21 protein-coding genes are annotated in these 24,052 nt (G+C 59.4%); 9 read left to right on the forward strand and 12 right to left on the reverse strand.

Annotated features, from left to right (window positions below; genetic code table 11):
• The first annotated feature begins 175 nt into the window (after positions 1–175).
• The 8 genes from B4U49_RS19160 (at position 176) to B4U49_RS07200 (ending at position 10,388) form a co-directional block, all read left to right on the forward strand.
• Positions 176–352 carry a hypothetical protein gene (locus B4U49_RS19160; protein WP_010130964.1) on the forward strand — a complete coding sequence of 59 codons (177 nt, stop codon included), beginning with the start codon at positions 176–178 and terminating at the stop codon, positions 350–352.
• Complete coding sequence (locus B4U49_RS07170) at positions 342–3,338, forward strand: ATP-binding protein (protein ID WP_078083892.1); 2,997 nt, start codon at positions 342–344, stop codon at positions 3,336–3,338. Before B4U49_RS19160 ends, B4U49_RS07170 begins: the two co-directional genes overlap by 11 nt.
• A 127-nt stretch (positions 3,339–3,465) precedes the next feature.
• Complete coding sequence (locus tag B4U49_RS07175; protein WP_078083893.1) at positions 3,466–4,863, forward strand: sigma-54-dependent transcriptional regulator; 1,398 nt, start codon at positions 3,466–3,468, stop codon at positions 4,861–4,863.
• 1,036 nt (positions 4,864–5,899) lie between these two features.
• Positions 5,900–7,372, forward strand: coding sequence for a polynucleotide adenylyltransferase PcnB (pcnB, locus tag B4U49_RS07180; RefSeq protein ID WP_078083894.1), 1,473 nt, complete (start codon positions 5,900–5,902; stop codon positions 7,370–7,372).
• A 13-nt stretch (positions 7,373–7,385) separates the two neighbouring features.
• The gene (gene folK, locus B4U49_RS07185) at positions 7,386–7,862 is read left to right on the forward strand and encodes a 2-amino-4-hydroxy-6-hydroxymethyldihydropteridine diphosphokinase (protein WP_143735575.1); all 477 of its coding nucleotides are present in this window, start codon (positions 7,386–7,388) and stop codon (positions 7,860–7,862) included.
• 84 nt (positions 7,863–7,946) lie between these two features.
• The gene (locus tag B4U49_RS07190) at positions 7,947–8,609 is read left to right on the forward strand and encodes a deoxynucleoside kinase (RefSeq protein ID WP_143735576.1); all 663 of its coding nucleotides are present in this window, start codon (positions 7,947–7,949) and stop codon (positions 8,607–8,609) included.
• Positions 8,610–8,675: 66 nt separating this feature from the next.
• A complete protein-coding gene (panB, locus tag B4U49_RS07195; RefSeq protein ID WP_078083896.1) occupies positions 8,676–9,491 on the forward strand; it encodes a 3-methyl-2-oxobutanoate hydroxymethyltransferase in 816 nt (271 codons plus the stop codon).
• 72 nt (positions 9,492–9,563) lie between these two features.
• On the forward strand, positions 9,564–10,388 hold the full coding sequence (locus B4U49_RS07200; RefSeq protein ID WP_078083897.1) for a thioesterase family protein: 825 nt from the start codon (positions 9,564–9,566) through the stop codon (positions 10,386–10,388).
• A gap of 60 nt (positions 10,389–10,448) precedes the next feature.
• Here B4U49_RS07200 and zntB read toward each other — a convergent pair whose 3' ends face one another.
• From zntB to fabV, 10 genes are all read right to left on the reverse strand, one after another.
• A complete protein-coding gene (zntB, locus tag B4U49_RS07205; RefSeq protein WP_078083898.1) occupies positions 10,449–11,417 on the reverse strand; it encodes a zinc transporter ZntB in 969 nt (322 codons plus the stop codon).
• A gap of 49 nt (positions 11,418–11,466) precedes the next feature.
• Complete coding sequence (locus B4U49_RS07210; protein WP_158078575.1) at positions 11,467–12,342, reverse strand: D-hexose-6-phosphate mutarotase; 876 nt, start codon at positions 12,340–12,342, stop codon at positions 11,467–11,469.
• An 85-nt stretch (positions 12,343–12,427) separates the two neighbouring features.
• Complete coding sequence (locus B4U49_RS07215; protein ID WP_078083900.1) at positions 12,428–13,201, reverse strand: MBL fold metallo-hydrolase; 774 nt, start codon at positions 13,199–13,201, stop codon at positions 12,428–12,430.
• Positions 13,202–13,217: 16 nt separating this feature from the next.
• Positions 13,218–14,396, reverse strand: coding sequence for an outer membrane protein assembly factor BamC (bamC, locus tag B4U49_RS07220; protein WP_078083901.1), 1,179 nt, complete (start codon positions 14,394–14,396; stop codon positions 13,218–13,220).
• Between the two features lie 104 nt (positions 14,397–14,500).
• Positions 14,501–15,376, reverse strand: a complete 876-nt coding sequence (gene dapA, locus B4U49_RS07225; RefSeq protein ID WP_078083902.1) for a 4-hydroxy-tetrahydrodipicolinate synthase — start codon at positions 15,374–15,376, stop codon at positions 14,501–14,503.
• A gap of 138 nt (positions 15,377–15,514) precedes the next feature.
• Positions 15,515–16,471, reverse strand: coding sequence for an LpxL/LpxP family Kdo(2)-lipid IV(A) lauroyl/palmitoleoyl acyltransferase (gene lpxL / locus B4U49_RS07230; protein WP_078083903.1), 957 nt, complete (start codon positions 16,469–16,471; stop codon positions 15,515–15,517).
• Between the two features lie 187 nt (positions 16,472–16,658).
• On the reverse strand, positions 16,659–16,889 hold the full coding sequence (locus B4U49_RS07235; protein ID WP_078083911.1) for a DUF2789 domain-containing protein: 231 nt from the start codon (positions 16,887–16,889) through the stop codon (positions 16,659–16,661).
• A 215-nt stretch (positions 16,890–17,104) separates the two neighbouring features.
• Positions 17,105–18,148, reverse strand: coding sequence for an NADP(H)-dependent aldo-keto reductase (locus B4U49_RS07240; protein WP_078083904.1), 1,044 nt, complete (start codon positions 18,146–18,148; stop codon positions 17,105–17,107).
• Between the two features lie 114 nt (positions 18,149–18,262).
• Complete coding sequence (locus tag B4U49_RS07245; RefSeq protein WP_078083905.1) at positions 18,263–18,889, reverse strand: hypothetical protein; 627 nt, start codon at positions 18,887–18,889, stop codon at positions 18,263–18,265.
• A gap of 243 nt (positions 18,890–19,132) precedes the next feature.
• On the reverse strand, positions 19,133–20,311 hold the full coding sequence (fabV, locus tag B4U49_RS07250; RefSeq protein ID WP_078083906.1) for an enoyl-ACP reductase FabV: 1,179 nt from the start codon (positions 20,309–20,311) through the stop codon (positions 19,133–19,135).
• Between the two features lie 405 nt (positions 20,312–20,716).
• Here fabV and B4U49_RS07255 point away from each other — a divergent pair, with 405 nt between their 5' ends.
• Positions 20,717–21,130, forward strand: coding sequence for an acyl-CoA thioesterase (locus B4U49_RS07255; RefSeq protein WP_078083907.1), 414 nt, complete (start codon positions 20,717–20,719; stop codon positions 21,128–21,130).
• Positions 21,131–21,224: 94 nt separating this feature from the next.
• Here the strand turns inward: B4U49_RS07255 and B4U49_RS07260 are convergent, their stop codons facing one another.
• Positions 21,225–22,082, reverse strand: a complete 858-nt coding sequence (locus B4U49_RS07260; protein WP_078083908.1) for a universal stress protein — start codon at positions 22,080–22,082, stop codon at positions 21,225–21,227.
• A gap of 236 nt (positions 22,083–22,318) precedes the next feature.
• Positions 22,319–23,827 (reverse strand): SulP family inorganic anion transporter, encoded by a 1,509-nt coding sequence (locus B4U49_RS07265; RefSeq protein ID WP_078083909.1) that lies wholly within the window; start codon positions 23,825–23,827, stop codon positions 22,319–22,321.
• Positions 23,828–24,052 lie beyond the last annotated feature (225 nt).

Raw genomic sequence — 24,052 nt, forward strand, 5'->3', positions numbered from 1 at the left:
GTTTACGGCGTGTCTCGCAAAGCTGCTCGCGATTGCGCCACCGCCACTGCGCTTCGATCAGTACCGGAACCAGTAGAACCAGCAAAGAGTTGAACTCTCCCCCAAGCGCGCATTAACATTTTGCGCCGAATTTCTCCCTTTCTGCCTCACCGCAGGACGACCCTACAGGTCCTTAATGAGCAACCGTACCCTGTTAATCCTGCTGGTACTGGTGGGCTACGTGTTTAGCCCCACCGTATTCACCTGGATGATCAACCCATCCGGCGCCTGGTATCGCCCTTTCATCCTCTGGTTCGTACTGATCCTGCTGGCGATCTTTATTCAGCGGAGGCGCAAACCCGATGACCTTTGAGATCGTCAATATTGCGCTGATCGGCGTCGCCTATATTTTTGCCCTGTTTTTCGTGGCCTTCGCCACCTCCAAGGGCTGGCTGTCCAGCAACTGGGTAAGACACCCGTTCTTCTACGTGCTCTCGCTGGGCGTTTCCCTGAGTGCCTGGACCTACTACGGCATCATCGACCTCGCCTGGCAACACGGCTACGGGGTACTCGCCTACTACCTCGGCACCGGCGCCATGTTCCTGTTCGCGCCGGTGGCACTGGAACCGCTCGCACGCCTCGCCCAGCGCTACCAGCTCACCTCCCCCGCCGACCTGCTGGTATTCCGCTACCACAGCCGCGAGGCGGGCACCCTCGCCACCCTGTTCATGCTGCTGGGCCTGCTGCCGCTGATCGCGCTGCAAATCCAGGCCGTGGCAGAGACCCTCGCACTGCTGTCCCGGGACAACGTCGCGGCACTGGCACTGCCCGCCAGTGGCGTCACCAGCAAAGACCTGATCGCCTTCTTCTACTGTGTGCTGCTTGCGCTGTTTACCAGCACCTACGGCGCATCGGGCAAACGTCGCGCCGGCCTCGCCAGTGCCATGGCCCTGGAATCCCTGGTAAAACTGGTGGCCCTGCTGGCAGTGGGTCTGTACGCGGTATACGGGGTGTTCGGTGGACTCGGCGAGCTCGACCAGTGGCTGGCGCAGAACAACGACATGCAGCAACTGCTCTACTCCCCGATCAAGCAGGGTTCGTCCCACACCCTGTTGCTGGTGTTTATTGCCACCGCGGTGGCGATGCCGCATATTTTCTATCTCAGTATTGCGGATCGGCCCGCCACCCAGGGACTGCGCACCGCCAGCTGGGGCTTCCCCCTGTTCCTGCTGCTGATGGCGTTACCCATCTTCCCCATCATGTGGGCCGGCTTTGCCCTGGATGTAGCGGAACCCGTGCAGTACTTCACCCTTGCGGTGCCCCGCGCCAGCGGCTCGGCGACCCTGACCATCCTCGCATTTATCGGCGGTCTTTCCGCGGCTACCGGTGCCCTGATCATGATCACCCTGGCGCTGTCCACCATGGTGATGAACCACTGGTTGCTGCCGGGTACCCGCTGGCAGTCCGACGACAATATGTACCGCCAGCTGCTGTGGCTGCGCCGGGCGCTGGTTGCTGCGCTGTTTCTGGCTGGCTTCGGCTTTTACCTGCTGCTCAACAACCGCCTGTCCCTTTCCGATCTGGCGATCATCGCGTTTATCGCTTCCCTGCAGTTCCTGCCCGGTATTTTCGCGGTGATTCACTGGCCCCAGGGCAATCGCCGCGGCTTTATCGGCGGACTGCTGGCGGGCATGCTGGTCTGGGCCGCAGGACTGTTGTTGCCGGCGATGGTGGGCAACAGCGGTATTGCCTTCGGCAGCTACCGGATTCCACTGGGGATGGAGATCTGGCCGCAGATCACCACCCTGTCGCTATCCGTCAACGTGCTGTTGTTCGTTTGTCTGTCGATATTCACCCGCGCAAGTAGCCTGGAACGCTACGCTGCCGACCTGTGCAGCGACGACTCCATCAGCCAGGCCCTGCGCCTGGAGCTGGACGTGCAATCTGCATCCGAGTTCCGCATGCGCCTGTCCGAAAGCCTCGGCGCCGCGACCGCAAGCCAGGAAGTCAGCCGCGCCCTGCGACAGCTCAACCTGCCGGAGAACGAACGGCGTCCCTACGCACTGCGCCAGTTGCGCGACAAGCTGGAAGCCAATCTGTCCGGACTCCTGGGCCGTGTGTTGGCGGGACAGATTGTGGATCGGCACCTGCCGTTCGTCACCAGTGACCAGCCAGCCAACAAAGACATCAATCTGATTGAAACCCGCCTGAGCCGGTACAAAAACCAGCTTACCGGCCTTGCCGCAGAGCTGAACAACCTGCGTCTTTATCACCGGCAGATGCTCGAAGAGCTGCCCATGGCCGCCTGCTCCCTCGGGCGTGACGGCGAGATCCTGCTGTGGAACTACGCCATGACCGACCTTACCGGGGTCAGCGCCAGTGAGGTCATCGGATCCAAACCGGAGTACCTGCCGGAACCCTGGCGCTCCCTGGTCACGGAGTTTGCCGAGTCCGCGGATGGCAGCCGTTTCAAGCAACAGGTGGAGATGGATGGCAGCAGTCGCTGGCTCAACCTGCACAAGACCCGCCTCAAGCAGCGCACGGGAAAATACGGACGGGAAAACAAGGAAAGCAGTAAGGACAGTCGCGGTGACGGTCAGATGCTGCTGGTGGAAGACATCACCGAAACCCAGGTCCTCGAACAGGAACTGATGCACAGCGAACGCCTGGCCTCGGTAGGCCGCCTGGCTGCCGGCGTCGCCCACGAAGTGGGTAATCCGGTCACCGGAATCGCCTGTCTCGCGCAGAACCTGCAGTTTGACTCCGACAACCCGGAGGTTCTGGATACCGCAGATCAGATCCTGAGCCAGACCCAGCGGATCAGCCGTATCGTCCACTCCCTGGTGAGCTTCTCCCACAGTGGCAATCAGGAAAGCGAGAAAGCCCCGGTAGACCTGCACGCCTGTGTGGAAGAGGCGGTGCAGTTGCTGTCCCTGCAGCGGGACAAGACCGAGGTGACCTTCGCCAATCTGGTACCCGACGACCTCTACGCGTTGGGCGACAACCAGCGGCTGATCCAGGTATTTATCAATCTGCTCAGCAATGCCCGCGACGCCAGTCCGGACGGCGGTAACATCGAGGTGGAGGGTTACACCCGCGCTGGCCTCGCCTGTATCGCGGTGACCGATGACGGGCCGGGTATATCCCCGGCCCACCGGGAGCGCATTCTCGAACCATTCTTCACCACCAAGGAACCCGGGGAAGGCACAGGTCTGGGACTGGCCATGGTGTACAGCATCGTGGAAGAACACGGCGGACAACTGGAACTGGTGAGTCCCGCCCACCCGGAAACCGGGCGCGGCGCCCGATTTGTCGTGCAATTGCCACTGGAAAGCGCCGAGAATGAGGCCATATCGTGATCTGCCTGTTACCAACAGACAGTCAAACTGAACATTTTTCGGCCAAATCGGGCTATTTGGGTTGCATAGAAACGCCCAAAAGGTAAAACTTAGCCTCCCCTGAACAATTTGTAACCAGGCGTAACACATGAGCCACATCCTGATCGTAGAAGATGAAGCCATTATCCGTACAGCACTGCGCAAGCTGCTGGAGAGGCACCGCTACAAGATCAGTGAAGCCGGCTCAGTTCGAGAAGCGACCACCAAGTTTCGCATCACGGACATGGACCTGATTATTTCCGACCTGCGCCTGCCCGGCGCCCCCGGTACCGACCTGCTGAAGCTGGCCGGTGACGTACCGGTACTGATCATGACCAGCTACGCGAGCCTGCGCTCCGCGGTGGATTCCATGCGCATGGGTGCCGCGGACTACATCGCCAAACCTTTTGATCACGACGAGATGCTGGCCACCGTGCGCCGGGTGATCGGCAAGGCCGAGCAAAACCGCGCCGCCGGCGCCGCTGCTGCAGACAGCAAGGCCGAGGGCCGCGCTATTGCGGGCATGATCGGCGACAGTCCGGTAATGCGCGATCTGTATGCCCGCATCCACAAAGTGGCCCCCACCGACGCCACCGTACTGGTACACGGTGAGACCGGCACCGGTAAGGAACTGGTGGCGCGCGCGATTCACGAAGAGAGCAAGCGCAACGGCAAGCCCCTGATCTCGGTAAACTGCGCCGCGATTCCGGAAACCCTGATCGAGGCAGAACTGTTCGGTCACGAGAAAGGCGCATTTACCGGTGCACAGACTGCTCGCGAGGGCCTGATTGCCGCCGCCGATGGCGGCACCCTGTTCCTGGACGAGATCGGCGAGTTGCCCCTGGAAGCTCAGGCGCGACTGCTGCGGGTCCTGCAGGAAGGTGAAGTGCGCCCCATCGGCGCCATCGAGTCCCGCAAGGTCAATGTGCGTCTGGTTGCGGCAACCCACAGAAACCTTCGCCAGCTGTCCGCCGAACGCAAGTTCCGGGAAGACCTTTACTACCGCATCAATGTCGTCCAGATGACTCTGCCGCCCCTGCGCGAGCGCGGCAAGGATGTGCTGTCCATCTCAGAAAGCCTGCTGAAGAAATTCTGCGGCAAGATCAATCGCCCAACCCTGAAACTGTCACCAGAGGCAATCCAGGCGGTAACAACCTACACATGGCCGGGCAATGTGCGAGAACTCGAGAACGCTATCCAGCGCGCGGTGATCCTCACCGAAGACAGCGATGAGATCGATCATCGCACCCTGGATATCGATCTGGACCTGGTCCCCATAGAGGAAGCCGATCCGGAGCGCCGCCCGCGCAGCAACAGCCTGCACGCCGATCCCCGCGAAGACCTGTCGCTGGAGGATTACTTTGCCCGCTTCGTTCTCGAACACCAGGAGACCATGAGCGAGACCGAACTGGCCAAGAAGCTGGGCGTCAGCCGCAAGTGCCTGTGGGAGCGCCGCCAGAAGCTCGGCATCCCGCGGAAGAAGGCCAAGCGCGTCGCTGAAGCCTGATTTCCCCACCGAGACGTCCCCAAAAAAAGCCCAGGCATCACCGCCCGGGCTTTTTTGTTTCCGACACCGCCGACGCGAGCAGTTCCCACCCCAGCCCGCAACCAACACCGGTATCGAGCCGGCTCCACAGCCGGGTAACAAGGTTCTGCTTCGCCTGCCCACACTATTCCCACATTCCGCCGCCACCCGGTGGGAACACCTTAAAACTCTTTAAAATCAATGTGTTACGACGAACAGAGAGCACTTAAGCAAGATCAGGGGCGTACGGGTAACGGAACGGAAATTGGTAACAGGTGAAAGTGTTACCCCCTCTCACAGTGGAGTAACAACTGCCGCGCTATGCGTAACGGAAATCTGTATTTACACGACACAAAAAAGTTCCTTAAAATGTTAAGTTATTGATTTTTAAGAACTTTTTAAAGTTGGCACGCTATCTGCTTTGTATAGGTCAAACAACAAGAACAGCCAAGAATAAAAATAAATGACTGTTTAAGCCCTAATAACTACTAACAATAAGTGGGCGCAACAAAATAAGAATAATGAGAACGGGCAGATCGACAATAAAAGCCAAAGTGATCGATGCCGGAGCAAAATTTGAGCAATAAAAATAATAAGGCTCAGAACAACAATAAAAATAAACAAAAAGTACTAAAAATAGCGACTAATAATAAAAATAAACAATAAGAATAAAGAGAAATAACAAAAACAATAAATTTGTAGAAGACAACAAAAATAACGACAAGCACGTGACAAACTGACTGATTGTGCCTGGGAAAGGGTTTGCTGAAAAGCAAATTGATAGCGCAAGGATGCCGCTGCCTTCATACCAAATAAGAATAATTCCCTTCTTTTCTTTGTTTTATTCCATGTATGCACACCGTTTGCTGGCCCCCGCAAGGAGCGGGACCGGCAGCTGTGCATTGCTGTGTGTTAGAATCCGCCTCCACAATAGTCCGGAATCACGTCCTCCCGGTGCGTCCCCGGATCAACACAGCGGCCCCATGACCACCGGGCTGCGGATAACACAGTAAGCCGTATGTTCAATTCCCTGATCAGCAGTATCAAACGCTGGCACAGCAAGCCCAAAGCCACAGACGCGGCCGCCGCCAGTGAACCCAGCTCCGGCGGGGGCAAGCCACCGCAAAAGCGGAGCCGCAAATCGCAATCCAGCCCAGGCAAATCCAGGGTTGTCGTGCCCCGCAGCGATCACAACCTGTCGCGGCGGGATGTCAGCCGCGCGGCCCTCACGGTCATGAAGCGCCTGCAGGAAGCCGGTTTCGAAGCCTATATCGTGGGCGGCGGAGTACGCGACCTGCTACTTGGCGGCCATCCCAAAGACTTTGACGTCGCCACCGATGCCACCCCGGAACAGGCCAAGCAGCTGTTCCGCGGCGCCCGTATCGTCGGCCGACGCTTCCGCATCCTGCACGCGCGCATTGGCCGCGAGGTCATTGAGGTCACCACCTTCCGCGGTCACCACAGCGATGGCGAGTCCCATGAGGCCCAGCAATCCGAACACGGCATGCTGCTGCGGGACAATGTCTACGGCGATCTGGAAAGTGACGCGGTACGCCGCGACTTCACGGTCAACGCGCTCTACTACACCACCAATGGGTTCGAAATTCACGATTACACCGGTGGTATCGACGATATCGAACAGCGCCTCATCCGCATGATCGGCGACCCGGAGACCCGCTATAAAGAAGACCCGGTGCGCATGCTGCGCGCGGTGCGCTTTGCCGCCAAGCTCGACTTCGACATCGAGCCCGCGACTGCAGCGCCACTCGAGGAGCTGGCGCCGCTGCTGCGTAACATTGCCCCCGCGCGCCTGTTTGACGAAGTACTCAAACTACTGATGAGCGGCCACGGCGTGCGCACCTTCGAACTGATGTGCGAGCACCACCTGTGGTCCCACCTGTTCCCGGACAATGCCAGCCAGCTGGACAACCCCGAGGCTTTGGCCCTTACCCGCCTGGCCCTGCGCAACACCGACCAGCGGATTCGCAATGACCAGCGCGTGACTCCGGCATTCCTGTACGCGGCATTGCTGTGGCCAGCGGTGAATTCCGAGCAGAAATTCCTGATTGAGAAAGGCATTCCGCCGGTACCGGCACTGGCCCAGGCCGCGCAGAAGATCACCAGCAACCAGCTGGTACACACCGCCATCCCCAAACGCTTCTCCATGCCCATGCGAGAAATCTGGGACATGCAATCCCGGCTGCCCCGTCGCGGCGGTGAGCGCGCCTTCCGCCTGATGGAAATGCCGCGCTTCCGCGCCGCCTACGACTTCCTGCTGCTGCGTGAAGAAAGTGGCGAGATCCCCGCGGGACTCGGCCAGTGGTGGACCGAGTTCCAGCAGGCCGACGAAGAGCTGCGCCAGCAGATGGTTCGCGATGTTCCCCGCAACGGCCCGCGCGGCGGCAAGGGGCGCGGGCGGCGCAATCGCGGCGGGCGCAACCGAAACCGCAGCAATCGCCCAAATAACGGTGCGGAACACCCATCAAATTGAGCGGAATTCACAAGTGAATCGCTGTTATATTGGCCTCGGTAGCAACCTCCAGGATCCGGCAGCACAGCTGCGGAGCGCATTGGAGCAAATAAAGGCGATCCCCGATACGACACTGCTCGACTGCTCCGACCTGTACAGCAGTGCCCCCATCGGGCCAGGGCAGCAACCGGATTATGTCAACGCCGTCGCCTGCCTGGACACCGGGCTGGCGCCGGAAGATTTGCTGGACGCCCTGCAGGCAATCGAGAACCTCCACGGCCGCGAGCGGACCCTGCGCTGGGGCGCGCGGACCCTGGACCTGGATATTCTCCTGTTCGGTACCCGGCAACTCGACACGGTGCGCCTGCAAGTGCCGCACCCGCGTATGGCGGAGCGCAATTTTGTACTGGAACCACTGGCGCAACTGGCCCCGGATCTGACCATGCCCGACGGCACGCCCCTGCAGACATTGCTGGCCCAGTGCCCCCCCAATCGATTACACCGCCTGTAATCAGGGACAAGAAAAGGAGTATCCCCGGTGACAAGACTTCCCACATCCGACACTACTTCTGGCAAAAACTACAGCGCAGAAAATATCGCCCAGGAACTGGATCTGGAAGGCAGGACACTACCGAGATTTATTGCCGTGGAAGGCAATATCGGTGTCGGCAAGACCACCCTCGCCAAGAAGCTCGCCGCCACTTTCAATTACGACACCCTGCTGGAACTGCCGGAAGAAAATCCGTTCCTCGAGCGCTTTTATCGCGACCCGAAAAGCGCCGCGCTGCCCACCCAGCTGCACTTCCTGCTGCAGCGCTCGCAACAGATCCAGGCGTTGCGCCAGGACGACATGTTCAAGCCGGTGCGCGTGGCTGATTTCCTGATCGAGAAAGACCACCTGTTTGCAGAGGTCACCCTGGACAGTGATGAATTGCAGCTGTACCAGCAGGTGTACCAGCACCTCACCCTGGAGGCGCCGAAGCCCGACCTGGTGATCTACCTGCAGGCGCCCCTCAACGTGCTGCAGGAGCGCATCCACAAGCGCGGTATCACCTCAGAACGCAGCATCAGTAACGAATACCTGTCGACCCTCAACGAGGCCTATACCAATTTCTTTCACTACTACGACCAGGCCCCGCTGCTAATCGTCAACTGTGCGGAAATTGATATCGTCGACCAACAGAAAGATTACCTGCAGCTGGTGGAATACCTGCTGAACGTCAGCAGCGGTCGCCACTACTACAATCCCGGCAAGTGACCGGTTCAGTACCAGACCCCTGTCCCAAGAATTCCGGGTTGAGAACCCGCAACGTGAGTCATCGCCATGCCCTACGCCCCCGTTGAGCTGACCAAGCCGATCACCGTGCAGACCCTGCGCAAGATGAAGGCCGATGGAGAAAAATTTATCTGCGTCGCCCTCTATGACGCCCCCATGGCCGCCATGGCCCAGAAAACCGGTGTCGAAACCGTGCTGATCGGCGACTCCCTGGGGATGACCGTACTCGGCTACGACAGCACCATCCCCGTCACCATGGAACAGATGATTTACCACGTGGAAGCCGTCGCCCGGGGTAACAAGCGATCCCTGATCATGGGCGATCTGCCCTTTATGACCTACGCCACCCCGGAGCAGGCCCTGACCAACGCTACCCGCATCATGCAGGCCGGTGCACACATGGTGAAAATCGAGGGCGGCGCCTGGCTCGCACCCACGGTAAAAATGCTCACCGAGCGCGGTATCCCGGTGTGCGCCCACCTCGGCCTGACGCCACAATCGGTGCACAAACTGGGCGGTTTCCGGGTGCAAGGACGGGACGACGACCGCGCCGGTGAAATTCTCGACGACGCCGTACAACTGGACGAGGCAGGCGCAGACCTGCTGGTGCTTGAATGTGTGCCCAGCGACCTGGGCAAACGCATTACTGACGCGGTTACCATGCCCACCATCGGTATCGGCGCAGGGCCCCATACCGACGCCCAGGTACTGGTGATCAACGACATACTCGGCCTCACCGAGAAGCCGCCAAAGTTTTCCAAGAACTTCCTGCAGGAAGCCGGGGACATTCCAGGGGCCCTGCGCAAATACGCGGAAGATGTGAAGAACGGCACCTTCCCTGACGACGCACACAGCTTCAGCTGAGCGCGCCCTGTACATTCCCGCAACCGAGCACTCGGCACAGCAGTAGAGATTGAGAAGTAGAGACGTAGCCCGATGGAATTCAATACCCTGATCGAGAACGCGAAAGATACCCGCAAGGTGACCATTCCCGGTGGCTGGACCCAGGGACGCGCCACATTCGGCGGCCTCGCCGCTGCGCTGCTCTACCAACCAATGGAAGCCGCTCTGGAAACTGCAACCCAGGGCGCCATAGCAGAAACCCCGCTGCGTTCAATGACCATTTCATTCGTGGCACCGGCAGAAGCCGGCGAGCTGCACACCAGTTCCCGAGTGCTGCGCGCAGGCCGCTCGGCAGTACAGATCGAGGCCCACGCCAGCCAGGGCGACCAGGTAGTGACCGCAGCCCTTGCCAGTTTCGGCAAACCGAGGCAGTCCACGGTCGCAGTGTCCCCGGATACGGCACCACAGTTCCGCGCACCGGACGAGTGTGAAGCCCTGCCGTATATCGAAGGACTGGTACCCGAATTCACCCAGCATTTCGACTACCGTCTGGCCGCGGGCGCCTTTCCCTTCAGCGGCAGCAGCGAACCCCGCCTGGGGGGCTGGATCCGCTTCCGGGAATCCGCAGGCCCGGTCACCACAGCCCACCTGCTGGCGCTAATCGACGCCTGGCCCCCGGCGGTACTATCGATGCTGAAAGACCTGGCCGCAGCCAGCTCACTGACCTGGACCCTGGAGATGATGCCCACCGCCCACCGTGTGAAAGCCGAGCGCAGCGCAGACAGCGGTGAATGGTGGCAGTACCTGGCAGAAGTGGAACAGGCAGAGGACGGTTACGGTGCGATTCGCGCGCGGCTGTGGGATGCCAGTGGCCAGCTGATGGCACTGTCCCGGCAGACGGTTACGGTGTTTGGCTGAGATCTACGCGGGCTTTCGCTAAGGTGTCGCTGCCACAGTGCAAAGTCAGTTTTCCCGGGGTCAGAGCCACTTTTTCCAGCGAAAAACCACCAGCTGAACGGCCACCGTAACCGCCAGCAACACGCAGAAAACCAGGAATGCGCGCGGGTTTTCCGAACCGGGGATTCCCCCGACATTGACTCCCAGTAAACCGGTAAAGAAACCCAGCGGCAGGAAGATCGCCGCAATAATGGAAAGCACATACATACGACTGTTGAGCTGCTCGGAAATGCGGCTCATCAGCTCTTCCTGGGTCACCGCCGCGCGCTCCCGCACCGCATCGATATCCTCAATATGCCGCAGCAGGCGGTCACTCACTTCCCGCAACTGCAGGCGCTCCTGATCACCGATCCAGTCCAGCTTCTCCACCATCAGGCGCGCCAGCGCTTCCCGTTGTGGGGAGAGGTAACGACGCAGGGTGATTGTCTGCTTGCGCAACAGCGCCAGATCGAGACGCAGACTGCCGCTGGCTCCGGCCACAACCCGATCTTCCAGACCGTCGATGGTGTCCTCGAAAGTATCCACAGTGTCGCTCATACGCCACACCAACAGGTCCGCGAGTTCCACCACCAGCGCCGAACAGCTGCGCGGTCCGCGACCGCTCTCCAGCTGCTGGCACAGGTCGTTCACCGACAACAACTGCCGCTTGCGGGTACTGATCACCCGGTGTTCTTCCGCCCACAGACGGATCGAAACCATATCCTCCGGCTGTGATTCGGGGTTCAGATTGACGCCGCGCAAGGCAATCAACAGGCCATCGCCGATACCGGTAGTGCGCGGGCGGGTTTCCTCGGTGAGCAGGGCGTCGGCTACCAGCGGATCCAGTTGCGCCGCTCCGCCAATCCATGTGCGGGCCTCGGGGTCGGTATAGTCCAGGTGCAGCCACAGCTTGCCCTGATCGGGCGCCCAGGCCGCCACTTCGGGCCAGCCAAGGCGCCGTCCGCGACCGGCGCCGTCCAACAGGTATGCGTGAATCAGTCCAGATTGCATGGGGATGTCTCCACCGTCGAGGCCAGACACCGGCCAAAAGAAGGGAAACTCAGCGACTCAGGGTCAGGCTGGCGCGCGCACTTTCACCGGCACCCAGCTGCCAGCTGTCGGCAAAGGCATTGCCATGCTCCACGCACACAAAGCCGCCAAAGTGTTCGCCGATATCGCCAATGGTGGCCGCCAGCTCCGCCCCCGGATTCCATGTGATCACCGTATGGCAATTTTCGCTGTGCGCGGTGATCGGGTTGGGAGTAACAATTTTCTGGCTGGCCGGCGCCTGTTCGAATACCCGGTCCACTTCGCCATCAAAGGTCTGCTGGCCTTCCAGGGTAGCGCGGGCAAATCCAAGGGTCTTGTCCAGGTAACTCACGCCGGACAGTCCTTCCACCGCCACTTCAGTAACATCCGCCACCGCAAAGTAACTGTGTAGCGCCCAGCTGAACTCCGCCGGCGCCTCGGCGGTGTTTGTCAGCTCGAGATCGAAGCTGAGGGATTTGCCGAGACCGACTTTCAGCAGACACTCGAAACTGGCCGCGAACAGTTCGTCACCCGGGTGCTGGAAACGGAATGTCAGCACGACGGTACCGTCCGCCCGCTCTTCACTGCCCGCGATCTCCCACAATTGGGTACGTACCAGGCCGTGTTTAGGCTTGCTGGGGTCGCTGCGGTTTTCCCCGAACCACGGCAGGCACAGCGGCACGCCGCCGCGCACTGCGCTACCGGCTTTGAATGCCGCCGCCGGGCTCAGCCACAGCAGCGGCGCGCGGCCCTGTGCGGTGAACTCCAGCACCTGCGCGCCCTGCAGGGATATCACTGCGCGACACAGGCCGGTTTCCACCAGCAGCAGATCCTGGCCAGGTTTGTTGTAGAGGGCACCACTGTCGGTGCGAGTGAGATATTGGGCGAGATGGTCGAATGCTGCCACGGAACGAAACTCCCTTTCCCTGATGCCGTTTTTCTTGAAATTGTTGAGAGGGTCGGCCGCGGACGCGCCCCACCCGGATGGGATACTACTCTGCCTTTTCGATCTGCAGCCAGTCAAACCCTTCCTGCTGACAGGCAAAAATACAGTTGGCAGCGCGGGCGGCGGCATCGGCGAGCGCCGCGCGCGCGAGTTCCAGGCTGTTATTCTTTTCGCTGATATGCGCCACCACAAGATGCTGCAGGTGGTCGCTGCCCACCCGTTGCAGGAAACCGGCAGCCTGCTGGTTACTCAGGTGTCCGTAGGCACCGCCCACACGTCGCTTGAGCGAGGGCGGATAAGGCCCCTGGGCAAGCATCTGTGGGTCGTGATTGGCCTCGAGCACCAGGGCGTCGCAATCCCCGTAGTGGGACTCCACGTGCGGGGTGATGGTACCCAGGTCAGTTAACAGCCCCAGACTGCTGCCACGGCTGCGGAAAACAAATTGCGCCGCCTCACGGGCATCGTGGGGGACCGCTACAGGCGTTACCTGGATATCCCCCACCGCAAACGGCTGGTGCCCCTCAATAAGGTGCACCTCGGGCAACTTGCCCACATCCCGCGCGCGCAGGGTGCCCGGTGTGAGGTACACCGGCAGACGATACTTGCGTGCCAGCGGGCCGACACCGCCCAGATGGTCGCTGTGTTCATGCGTCACGAGGATCGCGGAGAGTTCCGCGGGGGAGACACCGAGCCGCGCCATACGCCGCTCGGTTTCCTTGATGGTGAAACCGCAGTCCACCAGAAGACAGTGGTCGCCAGCGGCGACCAGAGTGCCATTGCCCTTGCTGCCACTACCCAGGGAGGCAAATCTGATCGCCATGTGCGCTATCCGATACTCAGATCAAGTTCTGACGGATAGCCATCAGCAGTTCAGATGTCTTGGCGCGAGACAGCGGCAAGCCGCGCGTATTGCGGATACGCACTTCAATCGCATCGTCTACACCGCGCAATACCACCAGGTAACCCGGGATATTGCTGTTGGGCGCGCCGCCCAGCCCTTGCATATTGGCAAACAGCGCGGGCTCAACATTGGCGCTCGTATCGATATTGGCCAGTACCTGTTGCAGGCTGTAGGCATCCGCCGACTGGGCCAGCTTGTCCTCACCCTTGCCGGAACCCCAGCTGGAGAACCAGCCATCCTCTTCGTCTTCGGACAGCTCGCGCTCCGAATCATAGGTTACGTAGAAGACCCGGATATCCGCATCTTCCTTGTGCAGCCGGTAGGCACCGGTATTCAGCGCATGGCTGACGGTAGCCCAGGCGCGGTTCATGGCCAGGCCCAGAGCGATGTAGGGCTCTTTACCTGCCGGCTCCATCACCTGCACCTTGACCTTGCCGCCGCCGATGGCCTGCGCCACCAGGGAGGCCGCGGCACCGCTGGATTCTGCCGCCAGCGCACCGGACATTTCGTCGATCATCCAGCCTTCGCGCTCCGGGCTGGACGACTGCGCCGGCCAGTTCACCGCACCGCCAACTTGCGAATCCAGAGGAACCGCGAGATGCCTGACGTGGATTTCAGTGGTGTCGGGCTGTACACCGGACTCCACCTGCAGACGGTACTTGTCTTTGGTTTCGGGAGATTCCCCGAAGGTCAGCCAGGTCGTTTCCATGGTGCCGGCGCCCGCATCTGACATGGCCAGCTGCAGCCCGGTGGTGCGCAGGAAGTAGTGCAACTGCGGCCAGACTTCATCCGGCGGCTGGTTTACCAGCACCCAGCGGCGATTGCCCAGTTTCTGGATCTTCACCCGGTCCAGGCCGACGTTGACTGAAAGCGCCTGGGGGCGCGGTACCACGAACTCTCCGCGGTCCACTTCAGCGCTGATCTGCGGCACTTCGTAAAGCTCTTCCTGGTGTTTCACGGAAACACCTTCCGGCACCTGCAGCGGGGGCAGGCTGTCCGCCAGCTGATAGTCGTCACCGCGGTCGCGGAAATAACCGTCCTTGCCAAAGATGCCACAGCCACTCAGGGTGGTAACCGCAGCGCACAGCAGGGCTCCGGCGGTAAGTTTTGTCATTATTGGTACCTTGTCGAATCAGTCCCGATCGCATTTGTCCTGGTACGGTAATGGCCAGTTGGCCGGGGCAAAAAGCCCATGGTTACCGCGAAGTTTTCTGCTTGTCAGAGCACGCCCGCGCTGCGCAGTGCATCGCGCACCACAGCGTGGTGCTCGGGTGACAGAGCGGTGAGCGGCAGGCGAATACCGCTGTCGATGCGACCCATTTCTTTCAGCGCCCATTTCACCGGTATGGGGTTGGACTCCACAAACAGCGTTTTGTGCAATACATCGATGCGCTGGTTGATCGCGCGCGCGGTTTCCGCGTCGCCGGCCAGCGCCGCCTCGCACATCTGCGCCACCGCAGCGGGGGCGACATTGGCGGTCACACTGATATTGCCGTGACCGCCCAGCAGCATCAGCTCAATCGCGGTTGCGTCGTCTCCGGAGTAAACCGCAAAGTCTTCCGGTACCAGCTCGATTACCTGGCGCGCGCGCTCCAGGTCGCCGGTGGCCTCCTTGATACCCACGATATTGCTTACGGCAGACAGGCGCTGCACGGTCTCCGGCAACATATCCACTGCGGTGCGCCCCGGCACATTGTAGAGGATCTGGGGGATATCAACGGCTTTGGCCACCGCCAGGAAGTGCTGATACAGCCCTTCCTGGGTGGGTTTGTTGTAATAGGGAGTCACCAGCAGGCACGCATCGGCACCACATTTGGCAGCGGTTGCAGTGAGTTCAATGGCTTCGGTGGTGGAGTTCGCACCTGTACCGGCGATAACCGGGATGCGACCCGCGACCTGATCCACCACGCGACGGATGACTTCCAGGTGTTCATGCACGTCGAGAGTCGCCGATTCACCAGTGGTACCAACCGCCACCAGCGCCCGGGTGCCCTGCTCAATATGCCACTCCACCAGTTCATGCAGCTTGTCCCAGTCGAGGCTACCATCTGCATACATGGGTGTGGCCAGTGCCACCATACTGCCGGAAATCATTGCAACTCCTTCTCCAGCCGACCCTGTCGCCGGCCTGTACCGCCAAAAATTGAATGCGGTATGTTACTGAGCGTGCCAGTTCGATGCCAGCGCAAAAAAGCCATCCCGCAACATCACACCAAACTGGCTACTTTCTGATCAAATCTTGCGCTTTTTACGACGCTTCTTGCGCGCCGGATAAAAACTCTCCTCGCCCTCAGGGCGAGTCTTGAAGCGGCGGTGCACCCACATGTACTGCGAGGGGTTCTCGCGCATACGCGCCTCTACAAACTGATTGACCAGAACCGCGTCTTTCAGTTCGTCGCCCGACGGAATTTCTTCGATCGGCGGGAATACTTTTACGTGGTAAATGCCCTTCTCTTCCAGGCGGGTCACCGTGTAGGGCACCACCTGTGCACGCCCCACCCGCGCAAATCGCGAAGTGCCGGTGACCGTCGCTGTGGGGATGCCGAATAGCGGGGCAAACACCCCCTGCTTGATGCCGTAATCCTGGTCCGGTGCATACCACACCGCACGCCCCTTCTGCAGGGCCCGCAGCATGCCGCGCACGTCTTTGCGCTGCAGCACGTTGGAACTTTCGCCGTGGCGCTCACGGCCCTTGCGCTGCATATAGTCGTAGACGGGGTTTTTATGGGGCCGGTACATGCCATCCACCGGATGGCTCATGCTCATAAACGCGGCGCCGATTTCCAGGGTGGTAAAGTGCATCGCCATCATCACCACCCCCTGACCGCGACTGTGCGGTTCTTGCAGGTGTTCCAGCCCCTCGATGGTAAAGCGCTTTTGCAACCAGCTGCTGGAGCGGAACCACGCCATGCCGGTTTCCATCAGTGCGATACCGTTGGAAGCGAAATTGCGGCGCAACAGTTGTTCACGCTTGTGTGCGGAGAGCTCGGGAAAGCACAGCGCCAGATTGCGCGCGGCGATTTCGCGACGACTGGAGGCAAAGCGCAGCATCAGCTTGCCGACGGCGCGACCGATGGAAATCTGCCAGCGGTAAGGTAATTGCGCCACCAAATACCAGAGCCCGAACAGCGACCAGGTCAGCCAGTAACGCGGGTGTAACAGGGCGACACGAAAATGTGGTTTTTCCATAGATTGCGGACAACAGCGATCGGCGAGTGGGTATCCGGAGGCCTGGGCGCCCGGAAGAAAACGGCGCATTATAGCCGCGCCCGCCGCTCGGAGGTACTCCCCTAGCGCAGGCATCCACAACACCGGGGCTGTCCCTGGTGCAACCCTGCAGGCCGACATCACCCGCTACTGCTTGACCGCAGCGCAGCTAGTGCCTCAGCAGGGCGTCCAGCTCATCCACAACCTCGCACCAGTCGGAGTCCTCGACAATCGCGTCGTGCAGAAACTTGCGCTGACTATCGCTCCAGAACTCGGCTCGAGCCAGCTTCTCCTCTCCAGCCAGATGGTGCCTGGAGAGAAAATCCTCTATCGCATTGTCGTCAGAACCCAGGCCCAGCTGGGCGAAAAGCTCGTTGAGCGTGTGGTGGCCGGTCTCCATAAAACCTCCCATTGGCACAGTTTCATACTCGACTGCAGCGACGTCCCACGGAGCAGGCAGGCCTCGGCAACCGGGCTCGCCCACTCGATGGGGCGCGCAACACTACCTGTGAGTATAGATAGCCGTGCAGATTCCGGCGCCAGATATGGTGCAATATGAGCGGAATTCGGTGACACGGCTCCTTACCACTATGCCTGACGTCACCGAATCAGATTTCAAGGGGCGGGATTGGGGGTCTGGCTGTGGATATCTTCTATCGCCGCCAGTTGATCCGCCGCCAATTCGATATCCGCGCTGGCAATGTTGCTCTCGAGCTGTGCCATGGTGGTCGCGCCGATGATATTTGACGTCACGAACGGTTGCTGGGTGACGAAAGCCAGGGCCATCTGCGCGGGGTCGAGACCGGATTCGCGGGCAAGGTTCACATATTGCGTGGTAGCGGATACCGCGCGTTCACCGGTATAGCGCTGGAAGCGCTCGAACAGGGTGAGGCGCGCGCCCGCGGGCCGGGCTCCATCGAGGTATTTGCCGCTTAGGGTACCGAAGGCCAGTGGTGAATAGGCCAACAGGCCGCACTGCTCGCGAATTGCCATTTCTGCCAACCCCACCTCAAAGGTGCGGTTCAGCAGGCTGTAAGGATTCTGAATGGAGGCAATCCGCGGCTTGTTGCCGTGAGCGGCAAGCCGCAGGTAGCGGTGCATACCCCAAGGGGTTTCATTGGAGAGACCGATGTGACGGACTTTACCGGCCTCCACCAGCTCCTGCAGGGCGGACAGGGTTTCACTGATATCCACCCCGTCATCTTCGCCGTGCTGGTAACCGAGCTTGCCGAAAAAATTGGACTGACGCTCGGGCCAGTGCACCTGATAGAGGTCGATATAATCGGTTTTCAGTCGCGACAGGGAGTCGTCACAGGCCTTGAGGATCTGCGCGCGATCGAGACGGGGACCGCCGCGAATATGCCCCACCCCGGAGTTGGCAGCGCTGCGTCCTGTTACCTTGCTCGCCAAAACAACATCTGCACGCCGGCCTCGCTTTTGCAGCCAGTTACCGATGATTTCTTCGGTCTCCCCGTAGGTCTCCGGCTTCGGCGGCACCGGGTACATCTCGGCACAATCAATAAAATTGACGCCCTTTTCCAGCGCGTAATCCAGTTGCTCGAAAGCCTCCGCTTCGCTGTTCTGCTCTCCAAACGTCATGGTGCCGAGACAGATTTTACTGACATCAATATCGGTTTTGCCGAGCTTGCGATACTCCATTTGAACTCCCCCTGAAAATGGCTATGCGGATTTTATCTCGCATTATGCAGTCCGTGTCGTTGCCGCGCCAAGCACACTGGTTTTTATCTGCGACGCTCGTCAGTCGCTACAATTTCAACTGCCAAAGTAACCGGGGGATCCGTAACGTATAGGAGTCAGCACAAGGATGGCGACTATCGACGCGACGATGAACAGACCGGTACCAATGATCCAGGTGGTTTCACTACGAGAGCAGATGAGTATCAGCAGTAAAGCTGCCAGCACCAGGTCTTCTACATTGATTGGATCAAAAAAGCCGATATTGAACAGAAACACATTGATGAAGTAACCAAAAATAAAATATCCGGCAAGACAGGCAAGCGCCCAGCGACCGTTGAACAGGAATCTACGGAACGGATCCTCTCCGATTTTCGAGCGCGCTCCTTCCATGTGCGCAGCGAAACTTTCTTGCGAACAATCGGGCACCACAAGACGCCCGGCAACACACAGCACCAGCGTCAACCCGATCAGCAAGCCGAATTCCACCGCGGTCCAGTCACGCTGTATCTGGTGTAACTCAAACGCTGCCCACAACAACTGATACTGCCAGGACAGCACAAGTACCACCCAGACAAACACAAGCCAGTGTACCGGTCTGACAGCCCGCTGGCGAAAGGCTCTCACCAGATCACCCAGCATTGTCGTTAGAGCCAGCGCGACAACAACCAGTACAAAGCTGATCACATACTCAAAAATGCTCATAAACCTGTTGACCACTTATCCACACAAAACAAGCCGACCCAAGCCTGCCGAGAGACCATTAAAGTGTCAGAAGGATCAATTCGCGAATGATGTTTTCATCTGCGGAACAATATGAGTACGCATGATGTGTAACTATGCATATCGGCCTGCCCGTTCACACAGCCTGCTATTTGCCCCTAATTGCCCCATAAAAAAACCGGCCATTCTGGCCGGTTTTTTAATACTGGGTATCGCTATCAGCAATCACTGAAACTTGGCGTCTACCAGCGGGCTGGTTTCGGCTTCGTAATCGACACCATCGACGCCAAATCCAAACAGCTTCAGGAAGTCGTCACTGTAACCCTTGTAATCGGTGAGCTGGAACAGGTTTTCCTCGGTCACCTCCGGCCACAGCTTTTCGATCTTGGCCTGGGTTTCCGCGCGCAGCTCCTTGTCATCCATACGGAAACGGTTGGTGTCATCCAGTCGCGGCGCATCCGTGTACAGGCCTTCGGTATAGAGACGGTACAGCTGCTCGATACAACCTTCGTGGGTACCCTCTTCCTTCATCACTTTATAGACAAGGGAGATATACAGCGGCATTACCGGGATGGCGGAGCTCGACTGGGTCACCAGTGCTTTCAGCACCGCCACATTGGCGCTGGCGTTACCGCTGTCACTGATGGCTTTGGCGGCGCGGTCCAGGTCTTCCTTCGCTTTGCCGATAGTGGCGTGGCCGTAGATCGGCCAGGTCAGCTTCTCGCCAATGTAGGTGTAGGCCACGGTCTTGCAATCGTCGGCAAGTACACCGGCATCGCCCAGGGCTTTCATCCACAGTTCCCAGTCCTCGCCACCCATAACTTTAACGGTAGCGGCGATTTCTTCTTCATTGGCCGGGTCAACACTGATGTCGGAAATTTCCAGCTTGTCGGTGTTGAGGTTTTTGGCGGTGTAGGACTTGCCGATGGGCTTCAGCACAGAGCTATACAGCTCGCCGGTCTCCGGATCGGTACGACGAGGAGAGGCCAGGCTGTAGATCACCAGGTCGATTTTGCCGAGATCCTGCTTGATCAGGTCGATGGCCTGGGCCTTGATCTCATTGGAGAAGGCGTCGCCATTGATACTTTTTGCGTACAGGCCCGCCTTGTGCGCTTCGTCTTCAAAAGCGGCTGAATTGTAGTAGCCGGCAGAAGCGGTGCGCTTTTCAGTCGGCGGCTTTTCAAAGAAGACACCGAGTGTTTTGGCACCACAACCGAAGGCGGCAGTGATACGGGAAGCCAGGCCGTAACCGGTGGAAGCACCGACCACAAGCACGTTTTTAGGACCGTCTTCAATGGCGGGCTGGGACTGGATGTACTCGATCTGTTCACGCACGTTGGCGGCACAGCCCTGAGGGTGGGCGTTGGTGCAGATGAAACCGCGAACTTTCGGCTTGATGATCATGCCGGGCTCTCTCCGTTGGGTGATTCTACAGGGGGTCGACTGGTCGACCACAAAGCGGCACATTCTAATAGTTGTTGGCAGCAACTCCCATAGCTGCAGATCACGCTACGGGAATCTGCCGGCCAGAATATCCGTGCTTGCGGCCAGTTTAGCCAAACCGAAAACCAAACCCCTGCCCCAGGTCAGTGCGAAATGCATAAAAAACGTGCACAAATGACTGGACTAAGCCTAGGCAGTCACCATCACCATGCGCCAGTCACCGCCGTTGCCAATCAAGCAGGCGTTGAATCATGAGTCACAAATCCTTCTCCACCGTTGGCACGCTTAATGCACAACCCGCGTTGAGACCGCGAGGAAATGCGGCGCTCTTATTTTTTCCAGGGAGATGCAGCGAGGTAAATTCCCATGAAGTACTACTCACGTCATTTCGTTAAACCCGGCGATCTGAATCCAGCGCAACGCCTGTTCGGCGGCCAGGCGCTGGCGTGGATAGATGAGGAAGCAGCTATTTTCGCGGGGTGCCAGATGGGCACTGCCAACATCGTGACCAAACTGATGTCGGAAATCGACTTTGTCAGCTCTGCGGTCTGCGGCGACATTGTGGAATTCGGTTTTGAGGTAACAGCGATCGGCCGTACATCCCTCACTGTGCACTGCGAGATGCGTAACAAGCAGACCCGGGAGTTGATTGTTCGCGTGGAGCGCATTGTATTCGTGTCACTGGACGCCGAGGGAAAGCCAACGCCGCACAAAAAAGCGGGCATGACGGTTCCCGAAGCCGCAAACTCCTCCTCTGAGCCCAGCAAGCTGGCCAGCTGATTCGCTCTCCGCAACAAAATAAAAAAGCCTGTGGGGGCTCCCCCCACAGGCTTTTTAGTTTGGCACCGCGGAATTATCGCTATCGCAACAATTGTTAACGCAGCAGCAGCAGCGGCTGGTTGGTACCGAGCAACATTTTTGCGGTCACACTGCCCAGCAGCAGATCGCGCAATTTGCTGTGGCTGAAAGCCCCCATTACTGTCAGGTCGATCTCGTGCTCCTGCTGATAGGCAATCAGGGCCTCGACTGTCTTGCCCCGCAGGTTGGCACTGACCACTGAGACCCCGCCGTGGCTCAAGGTCTCAGCGCCCTCAGACAATACCGATTCGGCACCCTCTCCCACGTATACCAAATGACATTCCGTCCCTTTTAGCAGCGGGCTGGTGGCCACCATATCCAATGCCTTGCGCGCCGCCTCACTTCCATCATAAGCGAGCATGATCGAACGCGGCGCCTTGAATTCGCGGTTTACCACCAGGATCGGCTTGTGCAGCGAACGCACCACCGACTCCAGCTGCGCGCCCAACCCACGATCAGACTCGCCGTGCTCCTCACCGCGAATCCCCAGTACCAGCACCCGGATATGATCCTCCAGCTCCACCAGCGACTCGATCAGGCTACCGTGACGCTGGCAGGTAACCACCCGCTCCGCCCCCGCACCCAGTGCACGCTCCCGCGCGCCCTCCAGCATCTGCCGCCCCTGTTCCAGCAACAGCTTCGAGCGCTGTTGCTCCAGGGTCGTCAGCTCCTCCAGCAACTCCTCCTGACTACCCAGACCAATACTGCCGCTCAGGTCCGCTACCGCAGGGGTGGAGACGCGCTCGATATTGTGCAGAAGTTTGATGGGGGCGCCGGTGCGGCTGGCGATCCAGGCGGCGTAATCACAAACCGCGCCGGTGTAGTGGGATCCGTCGATACAGGCAAGAACTAGGGGATCTTTTTGTTCGGTCATTTATTATTTTCTCTCTGTCGCTATCCAACTTAATAAACTACGAAGCGAGGTGCTTGCTTACGGAGTGAAGGGACAGGGGAGAAGCCGAAATGCTGGGTGGAAGTTTTTGAAACCTTCGGCGACAGGGAAGTCGCCGTCGGAGCATACAGGGATGTACTTGTGCGATTTCAAAAACTTCCACCCAGTGTTTCGGCGCCAATGGAGCCCAAACGGAGCTCCTGACCGAGACTCCGGGCTCAGTGCCCCCCGAGCACCTTCTCAATCTCTTCCGGCTTATCGTGCACACCAAAGCGGTCAACGATCGTGGAGCTGGCCTCGTTCAGGCCGATCAGCTCTACCTCTGCGCCCTCGCGGCGGAACTTCACCACCGCCTTATCCAACGAGTACACCGCCGACACATCCCAGAAGTGCGCGCGACTCAGGTCGATCACCACCTTGTCCAGCGCCTCCTTGAAGTCGAACGCCGCCACAAACTTGTCTGCCGAATTAAAGAACACCTGCCCCACAACCTTGTAGGTCCGGCAATTCTGCTCCTCATCCAGATCCGAGCTCACATACATAAAGTGGCTCACCTTGTTGGCGAAGAACAGGGAAGCCAGCAGCACCCCCACAAATACGCCAAACGCCAGGTTGTGGGTAAACACTACCACAATCACAGTAGACAGCATCACCAGATTGGTCGACAGCGGCAGCTTCTTCAGATTGCGGATGGAGCCCCAGTCAAAGGTACCGATGGACACCATGATCATCACCGCCACCAGCGCCGCCATCGGGATCACCGCCACCCAGTCACTCAGGAACACCACCAGAGTCAGCAGGCCGACACCCGCCACCAGCGTGGACAGACGACCGCGGCCACCGGACTTCACGTTGATCACCGACTGGCCGATCATCGCACAGCCCGCCATACCGCCGAGCATGCCGGCGCCGATATTGGCAATGCCCTGACCCTTACACTCGCGGTTCTTGTCGCTGTTGGTATCGGTCAGGTCGTCCACGATGGTGGCGGTCATCAGGGATTCCAGCAGGCCCACCACAGCGAGGCCGGCGGAGTACGGGAAGATGATTTTCAGGGTCTCAAAGTTAAGCGGTACATCCGGCCACAGGAAGATCGGCAGGGTGTCCGGCAGATCGCCCATATCGCCCACGGTGCGAATATCCAGCCCCATCACCACAGCGACTGCGGTCAGTACCAGAATACAGACCAGCGGAGACGGCAGGATTTTGCCCACCACCGGCACATAGGGGAACAGGTAGATAATACCGAGGCCGGCGGCGGTCATGGCATACACATGCCAGGTGACATCGGTGAGCTCGGGCAGCTGGGCCATAAAGATCAGAATGGCCAGCGCGTTCACGAACCCCGTCACTACAGCCCTCGAGACAAAGCTCATCAGGCTGCCGAGCTTGAGGTAGCCGGCAATGATCTGCAGCACCCCGGTCAGCAGCGTGGCGGCGAGCAGGTATTGCAGGCCGTGCTCTTTGACCAGCGTGACCATGAGCAGGGCCATGGCGCCGGTGGCGGCGGAGATCATGCCGGGGCGTCCGCCGACGAAGGCGATGACGACGGCGATACAGAAGGAGGCATACAGGCCCACCCGCGGGTCGACGCCGGCGATGATGGAGAACGCGATGGCCTCGGGGATCAGGGCGAGGGCCACGACGAGACCGGCGAGCACATCGCGACGGATATTGCCGAACCAGTCATTTCTGGTGGACGACAACAGGGTGTTGGAGAACTGCATAATCAGATGAGCCTGTCTGGGAAGTCTTATTGATTGCTGGATTTTTCTGACGGACCGGCGGTGACACGGACGTGCCGAAAGCCCGGAAAAATGGGCGCGGATTCTAGCATGTCCGGGGTTTTGACTAAAGAACACACAGAGTCTTGAAGAAACTGCAGTGGCGGCGTCGCTGCCGGGTACGGCTTTGCCAGACACGCCGTACACCCATCCCTGGGGGCTCGGATG

It is taken from the genome of Microbulbifer mangrovi (assembly GCF_002009015.1).
In the GTDB taxonomy this organism is placed as follows: domain Bacteria; phylum Pseudomonadota; class Gammaproteobacteria; order Pseudomonadales; family Cellvibrionaceae; genus Microbulbifer; species Microbulbifer mangrovi.

Excerpts from the sequence above, each read along its gene's own strand:
- B4U49_RS19160 (WP_010130964.1), top strand. The coding sequence starts at position 176 with ATGAGCAACCGTACCCTGTTAATCCTGCTGGTACTGGTGGGCTACGTG.
- B4U49_RS07170 (WP_078083892.1), top strand. The coding sequence starts at position 342 with ATGACCTTTGAGATCGTCAATATTGCGCTGATCGGCGTCGCCTATATT.
- B4U49_RS07175 (WP_078083893.1), top strand. The coding sequence starts at position 3,466 with ATGAGCCACATCCTGATCGTAGAAGATGAAGCCATTATCCGTACAGCA.
- pcnB (WP_078083894.1), top strand. The coding sequence starts at position 5,900 with ATGTTCAATTCCCTGATCAGCAGTATCAAACGCTGGCACAGCAAGCCC.
- panB (WP_078083896.1), top strand. The coding sequence starts at position 8,676 with ATGCCCTACGCCCCCGTTGAGCTGACCAAGCCGATCACCGTGCAGACC.
- B4U49_RS07200 (WP_078083897.1), top strand. The coding sequence starts at position 9,564 with ATGGAATTCAATACCCTGATCGAGAACGCGAAAGATACCCGCAAGGTG.
- zntB (WP_078083898.1), bottom strand. The coding sequence starts at position 11,417 with ATGCAATCTGGACTGATTCACGCATACCTGTTGGACGGCGCCGGTCGC.
- B4U49_RS07215 (WP_078083900.1), bottom strand. The coding sequence starts at position 13,201 with ATGGCGATCAGATTTGCCTCCCTGGGTAGTGGCAGCAAGGGCAATGGC.
- bamC (WP_078083901.1), bottom strand. The coding sequence starts at position 14,396 with ATGACAAAACTTACCGCCGGAGCCCTGCTGTGCGCTGCGGTTACCACC.
- dapA (WP_078083902.1), bottom strand. The coding sequence starts at position 15,376 with ATGATTTCCGGCAGTATGGTGGCACTGGCCACACCCATGTATGCAGAT.
- lpxL (WP_078083903.1), bottom strand. The coding sequence starts at position 16,471 with ATGGAAAAACCACATTTTCGTGTCGCCCTGTTACACCCGCGTTACTGG.
- B4U49_RS07235 (WP_078083911.1), bottom strand. The coding sequence starts at position 16,889 with ATGGAGACCGGCCACCACACGCTCAACGAGCTTTTCGCCCAGCTGGGC.
- B4U49_RS07240 (WP_078083904.1), bottom strand. The coding sequence starts at position 18,148 with ATGGAGTATCGCAAGCTCGGCAAAACCGATATTGATGTCAGTAAAATC.
- B4U49_RS07245 (WP_078083905.1), bottom strand. The coding sequence starts at position 18,889 with ATGAGCATTTTTGAGTATGTGATCAGCTTTGTACTGGTTGTTGTCGCG.
- fabV (WP_078083906.1), bottom strand. The coding sequence starts at position 20,311 with ATGATCATCAAGCCGAAAGTTCGCGGTTTCATCTGCACCAACGCCCAC.
- B4U49_RS07255 (WP_078083907.1), top strand. The coding sequence starts at position 20,717 with ATGAAGTACTACTCACGTCATTTCGTTAAACCCGGCGATCTGAATCCA.
- B4U49_RS07260 (WP_078083908.1), bottom strand. The coding sequence starts at position 22,082 with ATGACCGAACAAAAAGATCCCCTAGTTCTTGCCTGTATCGACGGATCC.
- B4U49_RS07265 (WP_078083909.1), bottom strand. The coding sequence starts at position 23,827 with ATGCAGTTCTCCAACACCCTGTTGTCGTCCACCAGAAATGACTGGTTC.